Annotated in this window: 14 protein-coding genes; 7 read left to right on the forward strand and 7 right to left on the reverse strand. The window is 63.0% G+C overall.

All coding sequences use genetic code 11. The features are described from left to right. Positions 1-104: 104 nt before the first annotated feature. Both CK627_RS12555 and CK627_RS12560 read right to left on the reverse strand, forming a co-directional pair. The gene (locus tag CK627_RS12555; protein WP_010633618.1) at positions 105-1,679 is read right to left on the reverse strand and encodes a cation:proton antiporter family protein; all 1,575 of its coding nucleotides are present in this window, start codon (positions 1,677-1,679) and stop codon (positions 105-107) included. Positions 1,680-1,735: 56 nt separating this feature from the next. Then, positions 1,736-2,485, reverse strand: coding sequence for an HAD-IIA family hydrolase (locus CK627_RS12560; protein WP_005302324.1), 750 nt, complete (start codon positions 2,483-2,485; stop codon positions 1,736-1,738). A 212-nt stretch (positions 2,486-2,697) separates the two neighbouring features. On the opposite strand from CK627_RS12560, the gene CK627_RS12565 reads away from it, so the two are divergent. Continuing rightward, positions 2,698-3,717 (forward strand): adenosine deaminase, encoded by a 1,020-nt coding sequence (locus CK627_RS12565; RefSeq protein WP_095592496.1) that lies wholly within the window; start codon positions 2,698-2,700, stop codon positions 3,715-3,717. An 81-nt stretch (positions 3,718-3,798) separates the two neighbouring features. Here the strand turns inward: CK627_RS12565 and CK627_RS12570 are convergent, their stop codons facing one another. The 3 genes from CK627_RS12570 to CK627_RS12580 all read right to left on the reverse strand — a co-directional run bounded on the left by CK627_RS12570 (position 3,799) and on the right by CK627_RS12580 (position 7,863). Continuing rightward, a complete protein-coding gene (locus CK627_RS12570; protein ID WP_095592497.1) occupies positions 3,799-4,920 on the reverse strand; it encodes an alkene reductase in 1,122 nt (373 codons plus the stop codon). A gap of 186 nt (positions 4,921-5,106) precedes the next feature. Then, positions 5,107-6,642: a TerC family protein gene (locus CK627_RS12575; protein WP_095592498.1), complete on the reverse strand. Its 1,536-nt coding sequence runs from the start codon at positions 6,640-6,642 to the stop codon at positions 5,107-5,109. 294 nt (positions 6,643-6,936) lie between these two features. Beyond that, the gene (locus CK627_RS12580) at positions 6,937-7,863 is read right to left on the reverse strand and encodes a cation diffusion facilitator family transporter (protein ID WP_095592499.1); all 927 of its coding nucleotides are present in this window, start codon (positions 7,861-7,863) and stop codon (positions 6,937-6,939) included. 169 nt (positions 7,864-8,032) lie between these two features. On the opposite strand from CK627_RS12580, the gene ydiJ reads away from it, so the two are divergent. From ydiJ to CK627_RS12600, 4 genes are all read left to right on the forward strand, one after another. Further along, positions 8,033-11,089 (forward strand): D-2-hydroxyglutarate dehydrogenase YdiJ, encoded by a 3,057-nt coding sequence (gene ydiJ / locus CK627_RS12585; RefSeq protein WP_167385341.1) that lies wholly within the window; start codon positions 8,033-8,035, stop codon positions 11,087-11,089. After that, positions 11,089-11,577, forward strand: a complete 489-nt coding sequence (locus CK627_RS12590; protein WP_095592501.1) for a hypothetical protein — start codon at positions 11,089-11,091, stop codon at positions 11,575-11,577. The genes ydiJ and CK627_RS12590 overlap by 1 nt, the downstream gene beginning before the upstream one ends. Before the next feature lie 140 nt (positions 11,578-11,717). Next, positions 11,718-12,179 carry a hotdog fold thioesterase gene (locus CK627_RS12595; protein ID WP_095592502.1) on the forward strand — a complete coding sequence of 154 codons (462 nt, stop codon included), beginning with the start codon at positions 11,718-11,720 and terminating at the stop codon, positions 12,177-12,179. A gap of 180 nt (positions 12,180-12,359) precedes the next feature. Then, on the forward strand, positions 12,360-14,255 hold the full coding sequence (locus CK627_RS12600; RefSeq protein ID WP_005302298.1) for a DEAD/DEAH box helicase: 1,896 nt from the start codon (positions 12,360-12,362) through the stop codon (positions 14,253-14,255). A gap of 380 nt (positions 14,256-14,635) precedes the next feature. Here CK627_RS12600 and CK627_RS12605 read toward each other — a convergent pair whose 3' ends face one another. Then, on the reverse strand, positions 14,636-15,958 hold the full coding sequence (locus tag CK627_RS12605; protein ID WP_054544667.1) for a Na+/H+ antiporter family protein: 1,323 nt from the start codon (positions 15,956-15,958) through the stop codon (positions 14,636-14,638). 270 nt (positions 15,959-16,228) lie between these two features. Beyond that, positions 16,229-16,888: a ribonuclease T gene (gene rnt, locus CK627_RS12610; RefSeq protein ID WP_017764203.1), complete on the reverse strand. Its 660-nt coding sequence runs from the start codon at positions 16,886-16,888 to the stop codon at positions 16,229-16,231. A 148-nt stretch (positions 16,889-17,036) separates the two neighbouring features. Between rnt and CK627_RS12615 the strand changes: the two genes are divergently transcribed. Together CK627_RS12615 and CK627_RS12620 are read left to right on the forward strand one after the other, a co-directional pair. Next, the gene (locus CK627_RS12615; protein WP_095592503.1) at positions 17,037-19,010 is read left to right on the forward strand and encodes a methyl-accepting chemotaxis protein; all 1,974 of its coding nucleotides are present in this window, start codon (positions 17,037-17,039) and stop codon (positions 19,008-19,010) included. Positions 19,011-19,078: 68 nt separating this feature from the next. After that, the gene (locus CK627_RS12620; RefSeq protein WP_005302285.1) at positions 19,079-19,954 is read left to right on the forward strand and encodes a flagellar protein MotY; all 876 of its coding nucleotides are present in this window, start codon (positions 19,079-19,081) and stop codon (positions 19,952-19,954) included. Positions 19,955-19,985: the final 31 nt, after the last annotated feature.

Here is a 19,985-nt window from a genome sequence, read left to right on the forward strand (position 1 = left end):
AAAAAACGGGGCCATCCAGGCCCCGTGATTGTTCGTTTTATTAAACGAGGTTGCGCATAACGTAAACGATAGCGCCCTCCTTGCCAAGGGGCTGCTCCCGCCCGTCAGCGTGGCTGCAGCCGCTTGATGACGTGACGGGCGAAGCCGCTGCCCGCTTCGTCGTAGACGTTGAACACCGCATCCACTCCTTGCTCCTTGAGGGAGGCGATGTCGTCCTCGAAGCGGACGATGGCGGCAATCTTGCCGGCAAAGCCGTGGCTGCGCAGCTTCTCGATGGCGTAGAGGTTGCCCGAGTGGTGAGGCATGGCCAGCAGCACCAGGTTGACCTGGTTGGAGAGCAGCACCTTGTCCCAGAAGTCGGTATCGGTGGCGTCACCCTCGATGACGTTCATGCCCTGGGCGCGCAGGGTGGGCAGCTTGTCGCTGTCGTTCTCCACCCCGAGGATCACGGTGCCGTACTTGTTCTCCAGCTCGAAGTAGGCGCCCTGGCCGATCCGCCCCATGCCGAGGATGATCACCTCGGCATCGCCGAGCTCGATGGGCCTGTCCTCCGGGTGCAGGGTGGTGGCCTGCATGCCGCGCAGCCAGTTGCCGAGCCGATGGTAAATTCGCTCGCTCTGGCCGTTGAGGGGGGCCGAGATCATGAAGCTGGCCGCCAGCGCCAGAGAGAGCGCAACCAGCCACTCGTGGGAGATCCAGCCCGCCTTGGCGGCGATGGCCGCGACGATGAGCCCAAACTCCGAGAAGTTGGTGAGCGCCAGGGTGGAGAGCAGGGCGGTGCGCACCCGCAGGTGGGCGCCGCTGTAGACTAGGTAGTAGAGCGCGCTCTTGAGCGGCAGGGCCAGCACCAGTGCCAGCGCCAGCAACATGGTGTCGTGGGTCGGCAGGCCGTTGAGGCCGATGGTGAGAAAGAAGCAGATGAGAAACAGGTCTTTGAGGTTGAACAGCGACTTGGCCAGCCCCGCGGAGGCGGGGTGGGAGGCGATCAGCATGCCGATGATGAGTGCCCCCAGATCCGGTTTGAGCCCCACCACCTCGAAGCCGGCGGCCCCCACCACCAGTGCCAGGAAGATCCCGAACAGCACCTGCAGCTCGCCGTGGCCGGCCCGCTCCAGCAGTTTCAGTAGCAAGGGGCGCAGCAGCGGCAGCCCCAGGATCCAGAGTGCCCAGATGCTGGGCCACTCGCCGCTGGAGACCGCCAGGAAGGCCACCGCGAACAGATCCTGCATCACCAGCACGCCGATGGCGAGGCGGGCATAGAGGGCGTTCATGTCGCTGCGCTCCTCCAGCACCTTGACCGCAAATACTGTACTGGAGAAGGAGAGGGCAAAGCCCAGCAGCAGCGCCAGCTTCCAGTCCAGCGACATGGCCAGTGCCAAGCCGAGTCCCTTGCACACCAGCAGCACCACGGTAAACAGCAGGGTGGAGAGCAGCAGGTGCAGGCTGGTGGTGCCCCAGACGTCACGCCGCATCAGGATCTTGACGTTGAGCTTGAGGCCGATGGTGAACAGCAGCAGGGTGACACCGAGATCGGCCACTTCGCTGAGGGCCGGGGTGTTGTGATAGCCCATGGCGTTGAGGATGAAGCCGGCGGCCAGAAAGCCCAGCAGAGGCGGCAGGCCGATGAGGTTGACCAGCATGCCGCAGCCGAAGGCCACGGCGATAAGAATGGGTTCCATGTTGTTTCCTGCGAGGGCAGGGCCGGCCTGCCCTCTTCTCTATCCTGGGTAGCGGGTCAGACGATGTCGATGTCCACTACTGAGTCAAAGATGTGGTTCGGCCGAAACGGCATGCGGTCGATGTCGGCCACCTTGCTCACCCCGGAGAGCACCAGCACCGTCTCGAGGCCGGCCTGGAAGCCCGCCAGAATGTCGGTACGCAGGTTGTCGCCGATGATGATGGTGTCGTCGGAGTGGGCCTCCATCCGGTTGAGCGCCGCGCGGATGATCCAGGCGCTCGGCTTGCCCACATAGAACGGCTTCTTGCCGGTCATCCGCTCGATGGGGGCGCACAGGGCGCCGCAGGCCGGGTGCATCATGGGGCCGTGGGTATCCGGGTTGGTGGCGATGAAGCGGGCCCCCTGATCGACGAACTTGGCTCCCAGCTGCATCATGGTCCAGTTGTAGTTGCGGGTCTCGCCCACCACCACGAAGTCGGGGTCGATGTCGGTGATGGTGAAGCCGGCCTTGTAGAGTTCGTGGGTCAGCGCCCCTTCGCCGATCACATAGGCCTTCTTGCCATCCTGGCGCTTGAGAAAGTCGGCGGTACCCATGGCGGAGGTGTAGAAGCACTCCTCCGGCACCTCGATCCCGGCGGAGCGGAAGCGGTTTTGCAGATCTTTCTGGGTCTGGGCCGGGTAGTTGGTCAGAAACAGCAGCTTGCTGCCCTGCTCCAGCAGGCGGTGGACGAAGCGGTCGGCGCCCGGCACCAGATCGTTGTTGTGCAGGATGACGCCGTCGATGTCGCAGATGACGCTTTTCTTCATGGGGACTCCTTGTGTAGGCGCAAGAGGCGGCGGAAAGTTGCGCCAACTCTCAAGATCTTCAAATAGTTATGTTGTTTTTGTGACGCCATTATAAGTCTGTTTGATGACAAGTCTCCCCCATAAACAGAGATAGGTGCACAATCAATTGCAGGGGAGGGAACCGCTCTGCCACTGGCGGGTCCCGCTGTCTGTGCACTGATGGAGCCGTCATCATGGATAACTTTATTGCCGGTCTGCCCAAGCTGGAGCTGCACCTCCATATCGAAGGCTCGCTCGAGCCGGAACTGATGTTTGCCCTGGGCCAGCGCAACGGCGTGGCCCTGCCCTGGCCAGACGTGGCCAGCGTGCGCGCCGCCTACGAGTTCGACTGTCTGCAATCCTTCCTCGATCTCTACTACCTGGGGGCCAGCGTGCTGGTCTCCGAGCAGGACTTCTTCGATCTGACCTGGGCCTATCTGGCGCGCTGCGCCGCCGACAAGGTGGTGCACGTGGAGATCTTCTTTGACCCCCAGACCCACACCGCTCGCGGCATTCCCTTTGCCACCGTGCTGGGCGGCATCGAGCGGGCATTGCAGGCAGGGGAGAAGGAATTTGGCATCAGCTGGCGGCTCATCATGAGCTTCTTGCGCCACCTGAGCGAAGAGGAGGCCTTCGCCACGTTGGCAGAGGCCACTCCCTTCCTGTCGCGCATTCACGGCATCGGCCTCGACTCGGGGGAGCTGGGCAACCCGCCCGGCAAGTTTGCCCGGGTCTTTGCCCGCTGTCGCGAGCTGGGGTTGCCGGTGGTGGCCCACGCCGGCGAGGAGGGGCCGGCGGAGTACATCTGGCAGGCCATCCGGGAGCTGGAGGTGCGGCGCATCGATCACGGGGTACGCTGCGTCGACGATCCCGAACTGCTGCGTTATCTCGCCGATACCCGGCTGCCGCTCACCGTCTGCCCCCTCTCCAACACCCGCCTCAAGGTGTTTGACCAGATGGCCCACCACAACGTACTGAATTTGCTGGAGCAAGGGCTGTGCGTCACCATCAACTCGGATGATCCCGCCTATTTCGGCGGCTACATGAACGCCAACTTCCACGCCCTGGCCCATGAGCTGGGGGCCAGCATGAACCAGCTCTGCCGCTTGTCACTCAATGCCGTCGAGGCGAGCTGGCTGAGCCTGGCCGACAAGGCGCGGCTGACCCGGGAGATCAGAAGCTACGCCGCCTGCTACGGGGTCAGCCTCTACTGAGCATTGGCACGCGTGAAAAGCAAAAACGGCGCGCCCACCAGTGATGGTGGGCGCGTTTTTTTATGCCTGGGCGGGTTTGATTCAGGCCGAGTGGGGCTGGGGGGCCGCCTGATAGGTCGGGTAGTCGGTCAGGCCCTTCTCGCCGCCGCCGAACAGGGTAGCCGGATCGTGAGGGGCCAGCGGATAGCCGTGGCGCAGCCGCTCGGGCAGGTCTGGGTTGGCCACGAAGGGGCGACCGAAGCCTATCATGTCGGCCCAGCCCGCCTCGAGCGCCGCCCTGGCGCGCTCGCCGTCGTACTTGCCTGCGTAGATGAGGGTGTTGGGGAAGGCATCGCGCAGCCCCTGCTTGAAGCTCTCTGCCATCAGCGGGGCGTCGTCCCAGTCCGCTTCGGCAACGTGCAGGTAGACCACGTCGAGCCGGCCCAGCAGGCGGGCGGCGGCCAGATAGGTCTCCTGCGGATTGGCATCCACGGTGCCGTTCAAGGTGGTGAGCGGCGCGAGGCGCACCCCGACCCGGTCGGCCCCGATCTCGCTGCAGACCGCCTCGGTCACCTCTTTCAAGAAGCGCAGCCGATTTTCGAGCGAACCGCCGTAGCCGTCGGTGCGGGTATTGGACTCGGAGTCGAGGAACTGGTTGATGAGGTAGCCGTTGGCGGCGTGCAGCTCGATGCCGTCAAAGCCGGCCAGCATGGCGTTGCGGGCCGCCTGGCGAAACTGCCCCACCACCTGGTCGATGTCGGCCTGGGTCATGGCGCGCGGGGTGACGGTCTCGACAAACCCGGGGGCGTCGCTGCCGTTGTCGACGAACACCTTGACCCCTTTGGCCTGAATGGCGGAGGAGGAGATGGGCTGGGCGCCGCCGAGGTTGTCAGGGTGAGTGACCCGGCCCACGTGCCAGAGCTGGGCGAACATGGTGCCGCCCTTGGCGTGCACGGCGTCGGTCACCAGCTTCCAGCCGGCCACCTGTTCGGCGCTGTGGATCCCCGGCGTCCAGGCGTAGCCCTTGCCCATGGGGTCAATCTGGGTGCCCTCGCTGATGATGAGACCGGCCCCTGCGCGCTGGGCGTAGTAGGTGGCCATCATGGCGTTGGCCACGTCACCGGGCTGGCTGGCGCGGGAGCGGGTCATGGGGGGCATGACGATGCGATTGTTGAGGTGCAGCTGGCCGAGGCGCAGGGGGCAGAACAGGTGATCGTGGTGCATGGTGAATTCCTCATGGTGATGATGGGCTCACTCTAGTGCCGGCATCCCTTGCGAAAAAGAGGGGTAATTGCAGATGAGAATTGCGCTGATGACAGCAATGGCGAAATGAGAGAGGAGAAAGGAGGAGGATAAATAGAAAAGGGGACCGACAAGGTCCCCTTTTGCAGCAGGGTTCACGAGATGGCGTCAGGCCGCCAGCGGCATGACGCGCACCCGCTCGATACGCCGCTCGCTCACCTCGACCACCTCGAAGCAGAGCTGCTGCAGTTGCAGCTGCTGGCCCGGGGCGGGCAGGGTGCCGAAGTGGGAGAGCAGCATGCCGGCGAGAGTCACGTACTCGTCGCTCTCGCTCACCAGCCCTTCGTGCTCCAGCACCTGCTCCACGTGGTGGATGTTGGTGCTGCCGTTGATGAGCCAGCCAGCCCCGTCGCGGACCATGTCCGGTGTCTCATCTTCATCGGGCAGCTCGCCGACGATGGCCTCCAGCAGGTCGTGGGTGGTGACCAGCCCCTGGATGATGCCGAACTCGTCGGCCACCAGGATGAGGCTGCCCTTGGCCTGTCGCAGCTCCGCCAGCAGCTTAATTACGTTGATGGTCTGCGGCACGATAATGGGGTCGTTCTGTTTGGCCAGCGCGCTCAGGGACTGCCCCTCGTTGAGGGCAAACAGCAGATCGCGCGCCTTGACCACCCCGATCACCTCGTCCAGATCGCCGTCACAGACCGGGAACAGGCTGTGGGGCTCCTGCTTCAGCAGGGCGCGGATCTCGTCATCGGTGTCGTTGACGTCGATCCAGGCCATCTCGGAGCGCGGGGTCATGATGGTACGGATGGAGCGATCGGCCAGCGACAGCACCCCGGTCACCATGTAGCGCTCCTCCTCGCCAAAGCTCACCGGCTCGGGGGCGGGGGCATCCAGATCGTCATCCGGTTTGTCCTGATACGCCTTGCTGCCCATCAGCTTGAAGATGGCGGCGGTGGTGCGCTCGCGCAGGGGCAGCTTGGCCTCGTGGCGCTCGGCACTGCGCTGGGAGAGCTGGTTGAAGAATTCGATCAGCACCGAGAAGCCGATGGCCGCATAGAGGTAGCCCTTCGGAATATGGAAACCGAACCCTTCCGCCACCAGGCTGAAGCCGATCATCAACAGGAAGCTCAGACAGAGCACCACCACTGTGGGGTGGGCGTTGACGAAGCGGGTCAGCGGCTTGGAGGCGAGCACCATCACCACCATGGCGATGGTCACGGCAGCCATCATGACGCCGAGCTGTTCCACCATGCCGACGGCGGTGATGATGGAGTCCAGCGAGAAGATGGCATCCAGCACCAGGATCTGGGTGATCACCACGCCGAAGCTGGCGTAGACGCCGACCGGCCCCTCTTCGGGCGGCTTGGCCTCCAGCCGCTCGTGCAGCTCGGAGGTAGCCTTGAACAGCAGGAACAGGCCGCCCCCCATCAGGATCAGGTCCCGCCCGGAGAAGGGGTGATCCCAGATGTGCAGGATGGGGGTGGTCAGGGTGACCAGCCAGGACATGACGCTCAGGAGCCCCAGGCGCATCAGCAGGGCCAGCGACAGGCCGATGATGCGGGCCTTGTCCCGCTGGGCGGGGGGCAGTTTTTTCACCAGGATGGCGATGAAGACCAGGTTGTCGATCCCGAGCACGATTTCCAGAACGATCAGGGTAAACAGACCGATCCAGATGTGGGGATCCAGCAGCAATTCCATGTAGTGACCTCAATAAAAACAGACAGAGCAAAGAGTAAGCACGGCGCACGACGGCCGTAGTGACAGCAAGGCTATGACGTTATTCAGAGGCGCTGATTAAGCAGATAAAGATAGGTTTTGACGGGAAGAAACGAAGGGCAACTTCGGGGATTGTCCATGATGGGCAATAAAACCTCGGGTTAAAAGTGAGCCCTGATGATAGCGGTTGGCGCCGTTTTGGCAAGAGGGAAGCCATGAAGATGTGATGACTGGGGGAGGCGGCTGGCCTCCCCCAAGCGGTGGTTCAAGCGGCAGTTACAGCCAGCGCTTTTCACGGGTGAAGCAGACCGACAGCCAGGCGTCTCCCAGAGTATCGCCGAGGCGGGACCAGAGCTCCTGGCGCAGGGCATCCTGACGCTCGACGGGCCACTCCTGACCCGGGGCCACCAGGATATTGAGCTCGAGATCGAAGCGGCGGCCGCTTTTCGCCAGATGGCTGTAGCACTCGACGCCATGGCGCAGGCGCAGGGCCTCGACTTCGTTTGCTACCAGCCGGGAGACGTCCCCCTTGGGGGCAATTTTCAGCACTTCCCGCAGGTTGCGACCGAGCACCTTGATGGGGATGAGGGTAGCGCACAGGGCCAAGAGAGAGACCAGCAGCGGGTCTATGTAGCGGTTGTAGTGGCCGTAGCCGATGGCATCGAGACCGATGGCGACCACGAAGCCGATGAGCAGGGTGGTGCTGAGCAGGGTGTCCACCAGCCACTCCTTGGAGTCCACCCGCACCAGCTCTGAGTTGACCCGCTCGGCCACGTTGGCCTCGACCAGATAGATGATGCCGCAGAAGAAGGTGGAGACGACGGCATAGATGAGGGCGTGGCCGAGATCGATCTCCCGTCCCCCCGCCAGCAGGGTGGTGAGGCCGTTGTAGAGCGCAGCCAGACAGAGCAGCAGAATGATGGTGCCGTTGATGACGTTGGCGATGGGTTCGAAGTGGGCGTAGCCGTATTGAAAACGGGCGTCGGAGGGGCGGGTGACCAGGTAGGCGGTGATGAGCCCGAGGCCCGTCATGCCCATGCTGAACAGGGTGAAGATGCCGTCGAGCATGATGGCGTTGGATCCGACGAACAGGCCATAGCCGATGCCGAAAATGGCAAAGGTGATGCAACCAAACAGCGACAGGGTCAGCGCCTGTTTTTCGGTGCGGATAAGCGTACTGATAACATGGCTGTAGTGAGCCATAAAAGTCCTCCTTTCAAATGGTGAAGATTGCGCGCGCAAGCGGTTTTCTAGCTGATATACTGCCCGCTCACATGTGAGCGGACTGGTTCGGGGGCCCGCGAAGAGGCTGGCCCGAACGGTCGTTGTCGCCGGAATGCCGGCATCAAGCAAAGGATGGGAACAAGGATTCATGATCCCGAGACTCGATTACCAGGACAGTTTGTCACCTACAACCCTGCAGTTTCTTGAGTTGCTGGCGCGATCAGCATTTCGTGGTGATATCGAAAAGTCTTATGCAAGCCGGTTGGCGATGGCGACGGATAACAGCGTCTATCAGGTCGTACCTCAGGCGGTTCTCTATCCGCGCAGCGCGGACGATATTGCGGTGATGCTCAAGCTGGCCCAGGGGCCCGAGTACGCAGCCTTGAGTTTCTTCCCTCGCGGCGGCGGTACCGGCACCAATGGTCAATCCTTGGGCGGCGGCATTATCGTCGATCTCTCGCGCCATATGAACCAGATCATGGAAATTAATCTGGAAGAGGGTTGGGTGCGAGCCCAGGCCGGGGTGGTGAAGGACCAGCTCAACGCCTATTTGAAGCCCCACGGCTACTTCTTCTCGCCGGATCTCTCCACCTCCAACCGCGCTACCTTAGGGGGCATGGTCAACACCGACGCCTCCGGGCAGGGGTCGCTGGTGTACGGCAAGACCTCGGATCACGTGCTGGGTCTCAAGGCCGTGCTGGAAAACGGCGAGCTCATGGCCACCGAGCCGGTGACCGGTGAGCGACTGGCCGACAAGCTGGCTCTCGAGAGTCGTGAAGGGGAGATCTATCGCACCCTCTATCGCATAGGCCGCGAGCGGCGCGCCGACATCGAGACCACCTTTCCCAAGCTCAACCGCTTTCTGACCGGTTACGATCTCAAACACCTCTATATCCCGGAGAGTGACACCCTGGACGTCAGCCGCGTATTGTGCGGCTCGGAAGGCTCTTTGGGCTTCATCACAGAGGCGAAGCTCAACATCACCCCCATCCCGCGCTACCGGACGCTCGTCAACGTCAAGTACGACAGCTTCCCCTCGGCCCTGCGCAACGCCCCCTTTATGGTAGAGGCGCACGCCCTGTCGGTGGAGACGGTGGACTCCAGGGTACTGGGGCTGGCCCGCGCCGACATCATCTGGCACTCGGTGAAGGATCTCATCCAGGACGTACCCGGCAAGGATCTGCAGGGGCTCAACATCGTCGAGTTTGCCGACACCGATGAGGCCGAGCACCAAGCCAAGGTAGCCGAGCTGTGCCGGCGCATCGACGGCCTGCTGGCGCGCGGTGAAGCCGGGGTCATCGGCTATCAGGTGTGCGACCACCTGCCGAGCATCGAGACCATCTACGGCATGCGCAAGAAGTCGGTGGGGCTGCTCGGCAACGCCGAAGGGCGCAAGAAGCCGGTGGCCTTCACCGAAGACACCGCCGTGCCGCCGGAATCCCTGGCCGATTTCATCATGGAGTTTCGTGCCCTGCTGGACGCCCATGGCCTCGACTACGGCATGTTCGGCCACGTCGATGCCGGGGTGCTGCACGTGCGCCCGGCGCTGGACTTGTGCGACCCCGAGCAGGAGGTACTGCTGCGGCGCATCTCCGATCAGGTGGTGGCGCTGACCGCCAAATACGGCGGCCTGATGTGGGGGGAGCACGGCAAGGGCTTTCGCTCCGAATACAGCCCCGCCTTCTTCGGCGAGCTGTGGGAAGAGCTGCAACGGGTCAAGGGGGCGTTCGACCCGGCCAATCGCATCAACCCGGGCAAGATCTGCATGCCTTACGGCAGCGGCGCCGAACTGGTGTCGGTGGACGGGCCCAAGCGCGGCAAGTTCGACCGCCAGATCCCGCTGGCGGTGCGCACCAGCTATACCCGGGCGCTCGATTGCAACGGCAACGGTCTGTGCTTCACCTTCGAGACCGACTCCCCCATGTGCCCCTCGGTCAAGATCAGCCGCGATCGCCGCCACTCCCCCAAGGGGCGGGCCGGCCTGATGCGCGAGTGGCTGCGCCAGCTGGCAGAGCAGGGCTTCGACCCTCTTGCCGAAGAGGTGGCGCTGCAAAGCGGCGGTCTGCGCTTCAAGCAAATTGTCGACAAGTTCCGCAATACGGTGGCCCGCGCTCGCGGCCAGTATGACTTCTCCCACGAGGTGATGGAGGCGATGGAGGGGTGCCTGGCGTGCAAGGCGTGCACCAGCCAGTGCCCCATCAAGGTGGATGTGCCCACCTTCCGTGCCCGCTTCATGCAGCTCTACCACAGCCGCTATCTGCGTGGACCCAAGGATTACTTCGTCGGCACGGTGGAGAGCTACGCCCCCCTGCTGGCCAAGGCGCCGAAACTGGTCAACTTCTTCCTCGAGAAGGAGTGGGCCCAGAAGGCGACCGAGAAGAGCATCGGCATGGTGGACGTGCCGCTCTTGAGCGTACCGACCCTGGCCGAGGAGCTGCGCGACCATCGCGCCCGCTATTTCGATCTGCCGGGCCTGGAGGCCATGAGCCCAGAGCAGCGTCAAAAAGTGGTGCTCATCGTGCAGGATCCCTTCACCAGCTACTATGACGCCCCCGTGGTGCGTGACCTGGTGAAGCTGGCCACCAAGCTGGGCTATCAGCCCTATCTGCTGCCGTTCAAACCCAACGGCAAGCCCCAGCACGTGAAGGGTTTCCTGCGCGCCTTTGCCCGTACCGCGGCCAGCAGCGCCCAGTTCCTCAACAAGGTGGCGGCGCTTGGCATCCCCATGGTGGGGGTCGACCCCTCCCTGGTGCTCTGCTATCGGGATGAATACGTGAAGGCGCTCGGCCCCGCTCGCGGCGACTTCCTGGTGATGTTGCCCCAGGAGTGGTTGCTCTCCCTGCCGGCCGAGGCGCTGCCGGTGCGGGAAGAGGTGGGTGCCGAACCCTGGTATCTGTTCGCTCACTGCACCGAGAAGACCGCCAAGCCCACCACCCATGGTGACTGGAGCACCCTGTTCCGCCGCTTCGGTGCCACCCTGCAGCCAGTCTCGGTGGGCTGCTGCGGCATGGCCGGTACCTATGGCCACGACGCCAAACAGGTGGAGAACTCCAAAGGCATCTATGGTCTGAGCTGGGCCGAGCCCCTCGCGCGCCTGCCCAAGGAGCGCTGCCTGGCCACCGGTTATTCGTGCCGCAGCCAGGTCAAGCGGATGGAGGGGGAGAAACTCAAGCACCCGTTGCAGGCCCTGCTGGAACTGCTCTGATGCTGACCCTGCCCAAGCGGTTTCGGGTGCCGCAAGCCTATCGGCACCCGCACTTCCTGCTGCTGCCGGTCAGCCCGGCCCAGGCGGTGGTGGAGTTCGTCGCCATGCTGCGCGAGCGCGAGCTGCTTCATCAGCTGTTTCGCCCGGACGATGTGTGGCCCTCCGCCAGTTTCAGCCTGAGCCAGCACGAGGCCGATCTGGAGTGGCAGCACTCCGAGTTCCTGGCCAAGCGCTCCTTTGCCTATGGCCTCTGGAGCCCGGCACGGGAGCCCGAGTTCTGGGGCGGGGTTTACCTCTACCCCTCGGTGCTGCCGGAGGTGGCGGTGGAGCTCTTCTTCTGGAAGGTGGCCGAGGTGCCGCTCACCGATGCCGAACTGGAGGCCGAACTGCGCGCCTGGCTTGGCAAGGTGTGGCAGTGGCCCGAGCCGAGCCTGCCTGGGCGGGACGTCCCCTGGGCGGAATGGCCCGGGGTGACCTACCCTTGGTGACAAGGCATGGCCAGCCGGCCAGCCCTGAAGATGCCCCCTCAAGCGGGGCATCTTTTTTTCTGCGCCATTTTCGCCGACACTGCTGGTTTGCCGCTACGGCGCAGCGATAACCCATTGATCACAGAAGGAGTCAGCTCGTCATGAGTCAAGATAACGCCCCTATCTGGCGCAAGCCCATGAGCCTTGAGGGGCTCAACGCCAGCTCCCGCAACACCCTGATGGCCCACCTCGACATCGTCTACACCGCCTTTGGTCCTGACTGGCTGGAGGCCACCATGCCGGTGGATCACCGCACCCATCAGCCGCTCGGGATGCTGCACGGCGGCGCCTCCGTGGTGCTGGCGGAGACGCTGGGATCACTTGCGGCCAACATGGCGGTCGGGGCGGACAGTTATTGCGTGGGACTGGAGGTCAATGCCAACCACCTGCGGGCCAAGCGGGAAGGGGTGGTGACGGGGCGCTGCGCGCCGTTGCATCTGGGGGCGACTACTCAGGTATGGCAGATAGAAATTCGCGATGAACGTGGTCGTTTATTGTGCACCAGCCGGTTGACCATGGCGGTGCTCAAGCACAAGCGGGACAAGGACTCTGGCGAAGTGTGATCCGCAATCACGCACCATGAGTGAAAAATAAGCAAGCCATAGTCGTCAGATCCCTCTATAATTGCCAACGTCTTGAGAGGCCTATCACATTTTTCAAGACAGCAGAACAAAGTGGCGCTATAATCGCCGCCTTTTTGCTATTCCGCGGTGTTAGCCGCCTGCCTTAATCTGGAAGAATCTATGTCTGATACCGAACAACTGCCCCTTTTTAGTGAGCTTGGACTGGCCGCGCCTGTACTGAAAGCGCTGCAGGACGTGGGCTATGAGCGCCCGTCCCCCATCCAGGCCGCAGCAATTCCCCACCTGATGGCGGGCCACGATCTGCTGGGGCAGGCGCAAACCGGTACAGGGAAGACCGCTGCTTTTGCCTTGCCTCTGTTGTCTCGTCTGGAAGCTGGTAACCGCAACACCCAGATCCTGGTGCTGGCGCCTACCCGCGAACTGGCCCTGCAGGTGGCTGAAGCGTGCCAACGCTATGCCCACCACATGCCTGATTTCCACGTGCTGCCCATCTACGGCGGCGCCTCCTACGAAACCCAGACCCGCGCCCTGCGTCGCGGTGCTCAGGTTGTCGTGGGTACTCCGGGCCGCGTGATGGACCTGATCCGTCGCAAGAACCTGGACCTCTCCGGTCTGAAAGCCCTGGTGCTGGACGAAGCGGACGAAATGCTGCGCATGGGCTTCATCGACGACGTGGACTGGATCATGGATCAGTGCCCGGCCGGTCGTCAGGTTGCCCTGTTCTCTGCCACCATGCCGGAGCAGATCCGTCGCGTGGCCCAGAAGCACCTGAAACAGCCCAAAGAGATCAAGATCGCCTCCAAGACTGCTACCGCCACCACCATTCGCCAGCGCTACTGGCAGGTGACCGGTCTGCACAAACTGGACGCCATGACCCGTCTGCTGGAAGTGGAACCCTACGAAGCCCTGCTGGTGTTCGTACGCACCAAGAACGCCGCCGAAGAGCTGGCCGGCAAGCTGGCCGCTCGTGGCCACGCCTGTGAAGCGCTGCACGGCGACATCCCGCAGAAGCTGCGTGAGCGTACCGTCGACAAGCTGCGTCAGGGCCAGTTGGACATCCTGATCGCCACCGACGTGGTTGCTCGTGGTCTGGACGTTGAGCGTATCACCCACGTAGTGAACTACGACATTCCGTACGACACCGAATCCTACGTTCACCGTATCGGCCGTACCGGCCGTGCCGGTCGCAAGGGCGAGGCCATCCTGTTCGTGGCACCGCGCGAGCGCCGCATGCTGCGCGCCATCGAGCACGCTACCCGTCAGGCCATCGAGCCGATGAAGATGCCGAGCACCGAGGACATCAACCAGCACCGTCTGGCCAAGTTCAAGGAGCGCATCCGCGAAACCATGATGGGTGAAGAGCTCGAGATCTACGTGAACCTGGTGAACGAGCTGATCGAAGAAGATTCTGCCGATCCGCTGGAGCTGGCTGCCGCACTGGCCAAGCTGGTCCAGGGTGATCAGCCGCTGCTGCTGGATGACTCCATCCCGGATCCGCTGTTCAGCAACAACAACGATCGCGGTGGTTTCGAGCGTCGTGAGTTCAACGACCGCGGTGGTCGTGACTTCGGTGACCGTGGCGATCGTCCGGCCCGTCGCATGCCGTCCCTGGAGCCGCGTCCGCTCAAAGACAACCCGGACGTGGAGATGGAGCGTTACCGCGTAGACGTGGGTGCCCATCACGGCGTCAAGCCGGGCCAGATCGTGGGCGCCATCGCCAACGAAGCGAACATCGAGAGCCGTTTCATCGGCAACATCGACATCGCTGACGACTTCTCCACCGTGGATCTGCCCAAAGGCATCAGCCCTGACGTGCTGGAAGTGATCAAGAAGGCCCGGGTCTGCCAGCGTCCGCTGCAGATCAGCCGCTACACCGAGGTGCCGGCCGGCGGCAACACCAGCAGCCGTCCGCCGCGCGGTGATCGTCCGTTCCGTGGCGACCGTCCTTTCAACAAGGATCGCCGTCCGCAGGGTGACCGTCCCTTCAACAAGGATCGCCGTGAAGGCGGTTTCGACAAGGGTCGCAAGTTCGGTGGCAAGCGCCGCGACAGCTAAGCCCTGATGGTTATCTAAAAAGGCCGCTCATCGAGCGGCCTTTTTGTTGCCTGTGGTTTACCAATGCTGTGCTGGTGGGGTTCACCCATTGAGCGCCATTGATATCGCCGACAGGCTGCCTGGCACCGCCACCGGTATCGGCTGCCAGGTGCAGGATGGTAACTAAGGTAGCCAGCCCATGAGCCGCCTTGTGCCGTTGCGAGCAGAACCTGCGCGAAGGGGAGAGCGAAGCAGAACAATAGAGGGCCGACAGAGCAGGCAGGAAGGAAAAGTGCCTCGCCTGTCCGCTCGTTTATTCTGGCGTACACATGGCAGAATGAAGGCAGAAAAAAGGCGACCCATAGGTCGCCTTTTTGCTGTGTTGTCTCTTGCTGCCCGGCTTAGAGCACCATGGCGGCAATCCAGCCGAAGAGGATGAGCGGGATGTTGTAGTGGATGAAGGTCGGCACCACGCTGTCCCAGATATGGTCGTGCTGGCCGTCGGCGTTGAGGCCCGAGGTGGGGCCCAGGGTCGAATCCGAGGCGGGCGAGCCCGCGTCCCCCAGCGCGCCGGCCGCACCTACTAGGGCGATGGTGGCCATGGGCGAGAAGCCGAGCTGGATGCACAGCGGCACATAGATGGTGGCGATGATGGGCACGGTGGAGAAGGAGGAGCCGATCCCCATTGTGATGAGCAGGCCCACCAGCAGCATCAGGAGGGCGGCCAGCCCCTTGTGGCCGGTCATCATACCGGCTACGGACTGCACCAGGCTGTCGACCCCGTGGGTCTCCTTCATCACGGCGGCAAAACCGGCGGCGGAGATCATGATGAAGCCGATGAGGGACATCATGCGCACGCCCTGGGTGAAGGCATCCTGACTCTCGCGAAACTTGATGACGCCGCCACAGGTGAAGATGACGAAACCCGCCAGGGCCCCCAGCACTATGCTGTTGGTCATCAGCTGCAGCCCCAGCGCCACGGCGATGGCCAGCAGGGCCACCCAGATGTGACTGAGGTTGAGCTCGACCGTCTCCGGCTCGGCGGCCAGGATCTTCTCCAGATCGTATTGGCGCGGTTTGCGGTAGCTGAAGAAGACGGCGATGAGCAGGCCGCAGAACATGCCAAGCACCGGAATGGCCATCGCCATCGGCAGCTGGCCGAGCTCGACCGGCACGCCGTTGTCGATCAGGTTCTTGGCCAGGATGTTGTTGAGGAAGATGCCACCAAAGCCCACCGGCAGCAGCATGTAGGTCGCGGTCAGGCCGAAGGTGATGACGCAGGCCACCTGACGACGGTCGATCTGCATCTGGGCCATGACGTGCAGCAGCGGCGGGATCAGGATGGGAATGAAGGCGATATGGACCGGGATCAGGTTCTGGGAAGAGACGGAGACCGCGAGCACGGAGGCGAGCAGCAGGCTCTTGACCCAGAGAATGCGGGTGCTGCTGGCATCCTTGCCGAGCTGGCTGATCACCTTGCGGGCCAGCAGATCGGTGATGCCGGAACGGGAGATGGCGACGGCGAAGGCACCCAGCATGGCGTAGGAGAGGGCGATCTCGGCGCCGCCACCCAGGCCACCGGTGAAGGTGGAGAGCGTCTGCTCAAGGGTGAGCCCCCCGATCAGGCCGCCCGCGATGGCGCCGATGGCGAGGGAGACCACCACATTGATCCGCAGCAGGCTGAGCACCAGCATCAGCGCCACTGCGATAACAACAGGATTCATTTGATTTCCTTATAGTTTGTGTTGCTGTCTGTCGTGTGAAAGGCAGTTAGTTTGCGAAAAATGTGACAAATGTCGAGTAAAAAATCAGGCTGATGGCCTATCTGCAGCATTCACGGCGCTCTGCTGCCGACAACGGTGTCGGAGGCGTGAAAAAAGGCGCTGGATGGCACTTTATTATCTATTCTGGTCAAACCAGATCAGGAATAAACCAGCAGAGGCAAACCGTGCAAAGAAAAGCGGCTGCCGTGGCAGCCTGCTTGAGATCGGGGTTTATTCGCCCGCATCGTCACTCTCGTTGTCCGGGTGAGCGGGTGGCCAGCCACCCAGGCTCTTCCAGCGGTTGACGATATGGCAGAACAGCTCTGTGGTGCGTTCGGTGTCATAGAGGGCGGAGTGTGCCTCTTTGTTGTCGAACGGGATGCGGGCACTCTGGCACGCCTTGGCCAGCACGGTCTGACCCAGGGCCAGGCCGGAGAGTGCCGCGGTATCGAACGTGGCGAACGGATGGAACGGATTGCGCTTGAGGCCGGCCCGCTCGGCGGCGGCCATCACGAAGCCGTGATCGAAGGTGGCGTTGTGGGCCACTATGATGGCGCGGCCGCAATCCTGCTCCTTCATCCCCTTGCGAATGCCCTTGAAGATCTCGGTCAGCGCCTCTTTCTCGCTGACGGCGCCACGCAGGGGATTGAAGGGGTCGATGCCGGTGAAGTCGAGCGCCGCCTTTTCCAGGTTGGCGCCCTCGAACGGTTCGACATGAAAATGGAAGATCTGATCGGGCACGAGCCAGCCCTGCTCGTCCATCTTGAGGGTATGGGCAGCGATCTCCAGCAAAGCGTCGGTTCTGGCATTGAACCCGGCGGTTTCAACATCGATGACGACGGGGTAAAAGCCACGAAAACGGCCCTTGAGGGTGTGAACTGCGTCGGTCATGGTATCTCGGTCGGCGTGAAATGAGGCGGCATTATGGCAAAAAAGCGGGCCCTTGTCCCATCTCCGCCGCCCCGCAGGCGCTAGCCGATTCTATTATCGACACGCGAGCTTATAATTGACCACTCAATCAATGGAATGGAGAGCAAGGATGAAGAAGCTGGGATTGGCGCACAAGATGTTGCTGGTTGTCTGCCTGCCACTGCTGGCCCTGCTGTTTTTCTCCGGCCGGTACGTGTATGAACGCTATCGGGTCGAACAGGAGATGAGCCAGGCCCAGGCCGCGCTGGATGTGGTTCGGGAAGCGGCGCAACTGGCCCACGAGCTGCAAAAAGAGCGCGGCATGTCGGCCGGTTTCCTCGGCTCCGGCGGCAACAAGTTCCACGATGCCCTGCCGGCCCAGCGCAAGGTGGTGGATGGCCTGCTGCAGCGTTTTGCACAAGATCCGGCCCTGCTGGCGCTCAGCGAGGTGCAGCAGGAGCTGGCCGGGCTGACGGCCATGCGCGAGCGGGTCAGTGCGCTGGGGGTGGAGGTGGCGGAGCAGGTCGGCGTCTACAGCCGGATCATCTCCCGCTTGCTGGCGGTGGTGGATCAGATCAGCATCCACAGCCGGGATGCCACCATAGCGCTGCAGACCAACGCCTATGCCGCCTTCTTGCAGAGCAAGGAGCGGATGGGACTGGAGCGGGCGACCTTGAGCAACGTGTTCGGCCGAGACAGCTTCACACCAGCGCTGCTGCAGCAGTTCATCTCGCTGCTGGCGGCCCAGAATACTTATCTTGAACGCTTCCAGGCGGTGGCGAGCCCCTCCCAGCGCCAGCTGCTGGCCGACAGCCTGGCCTCGCCCGTGGTAGCCAAGGTGGCCGCCATGGAGAAACTGGCGCTCGACAAGGCGGCCAGCGGCGGCTTCGGGGTGGATGCCGAAGCCTGGTTTGCCTTGAGTACCGACAAGATCGGCCTGCTCAAACAGAGCGAGGATCGCCTCTATCAGCAGCTGTCCGAGCGGGTCGACCAGATGCGGGCCCAGAGTGCCAGCGACTTCTGGTGGGCTGCCATCGGGGTCTTGCTGTGCGTGGCACTGACCACCTTCGTCTGCTGGCGGGTGGTGCGGGATCTGCATCTGGGCTTCACGGCGCTGCACCAGACCTTCAAGCGGCTGGTGAAGGAGAACGACCTGACTGTGCGGGTCAACTGGCAATCCGGTGACGAGCTGGGGGCGCTGGCGCGGGATCTGAACCACTTCCTCGAACACCTGGAAGGCTTGCTGCTGGCGGTGCGCCGCTCCTGCGAGGTGTTGACCCGCAGCGCCGCTGCCTCGGCCAACGTCATCTCCGAGGTGAACGCCGGGGTGGCCAGGGGCTTTGGTCAGGTGGATCTGGTGGCGACCGCCGCCACCGAGATGGCCTCGACGGTGGCGGAGATCGCGCGCAACGCGACCCAGACCTCGCTGGCGACCCAGCAGGCCATCGGCCGGGCCCGGCAGGGGGACAAGGAGGTGGATCAGACCATAGACGCCATCCAGCTGGTGGCGGGTACCCTGAGCGATACCCAGCAACTGGTGGACAGCCTGCATCAGGATACCGAGTCGGTGGGGGAGGCCCTCAACCTCATCAAGCAGATCTCGGATCGCACCAACCTGCTGGCCCTCAACGCGGCCATCGAGGCGGCTCGTGCCGGCGAATCCGGCCGCGGCTTTGCGGTGGTGGCGGAAGAGGTGCGGGCGCTGGCATCGCGCACCCAGCAGGCCGCCGACGACATCGAACGGATGCTGGCGCGTCTGCGTCAGGGGGCCAATCAGGCGGTGACGGCCATGCACCTGGGAACCGAGCAGGCGGGGCTGAGCGTGACCGAAGCCAAACGGGCGGGCAGCGAGCTGACCGACATCGTCAACGAGGTGCGCAAGGTGAGCGACATGACGGCCCAGGTGGCCACCGCCACCGAGGAGCAGCGCTACGTTACCGACGATATCCAGCACAACGTGATGACCATCCGCGAGGTGTACGAGGCGCATCGCCAGCACTCGGAGACCCTGCAGCAGAACAGCGTTGAGCTGGATCAGCTGGCACGAGAGCTGGCAGGCCGCATCGCTAGCTTCAAGCTGATGGGCGGATCTTCACCCCATTGAGCGCTTTGACCTAAAGCTTGTCCTGCCCCTGCCGATACCTAACCAGAGATCGTGTGGAGGGCAGGCAGTTGAACGCTTGGGTGTTGGGGTTGGTCAGCATATCAGTGAGTATGCAGTTGCAGGCGGGGGTCACCGAATTCGGTGCCGGCCTGGATCAATCCGTCTGGCGGTTGACCTCTGATACCCAGGTGGAGTGCCGGCTCGAGCATCCCATCCCCAGCTGGGGCACGGGGGCCTTCGTCAGCCGCGCCGGTCGCAAGATCAATCTGGACTTCGAACTCAAGGGTCTGCGCCAGCAGGCCCAGACCCAGACGGTGAGTCTGGGCATCATGCCGCCCATCTGGCGCCCTGGCCTGGCCGGTCGGGAGATAAGCCAATTGCGTTTTTACCAGCAGTTTGATGGCCTGGTGGAGGGGCAGACCGCCTGGACCATGCTGGACGAGCTGGAGGGAGGGCGCATGCCGACCTTCCAGTATCGCGACTGGTATCGCCAGAACCGGCCGGTGCGGGTCTCCCTCTCCTCGGTCAATTTCCGGGTCAAGTACCAGGCCTTCATGGACTGCGTGAACGGCCTGCTGCCCTACAGTTTCAACGACATCGCCTTCAGCGTGCTCACCTACGACAAGAACAGCGATCAGCTGTCGCTGGCCTCCAAGCGGCGGCTGGCGATGATCGGCGAGTACGTGAAGGTGGACAAGAGCATCGACGTGGTGGTGATCGACGCCTACAGCGACAGCTATGGCGGCCGCTGGCCGAACCAGAAGCTCTCGGAGAAGCGGGCCGATGCCATCAAGAAGGTGTTCGTCGATCTGGGCATCGATCCCGGCAAGATCTCGGTGGAAGGGCACGGCGAGAAGCAGCACGTCGCCTCCAACGAGACCGAGGGTGGCCGTGCCAAGAACCGGCGGGTGGTGATCAACATGGGCCGCAACGGCGCCATCTGAGTGATATCTTTGCCATAAAAAAAGAGCGCCT

The organism is Aeromonas dhakensis (assembly GCF_002285935.1).
Lineage (GTDB): Bacteria > Pseudomonadota > Gammaproteobacteria > Enterobacterales > Aeromonadaceae > Aeromonas > Aeromonas dhakensis.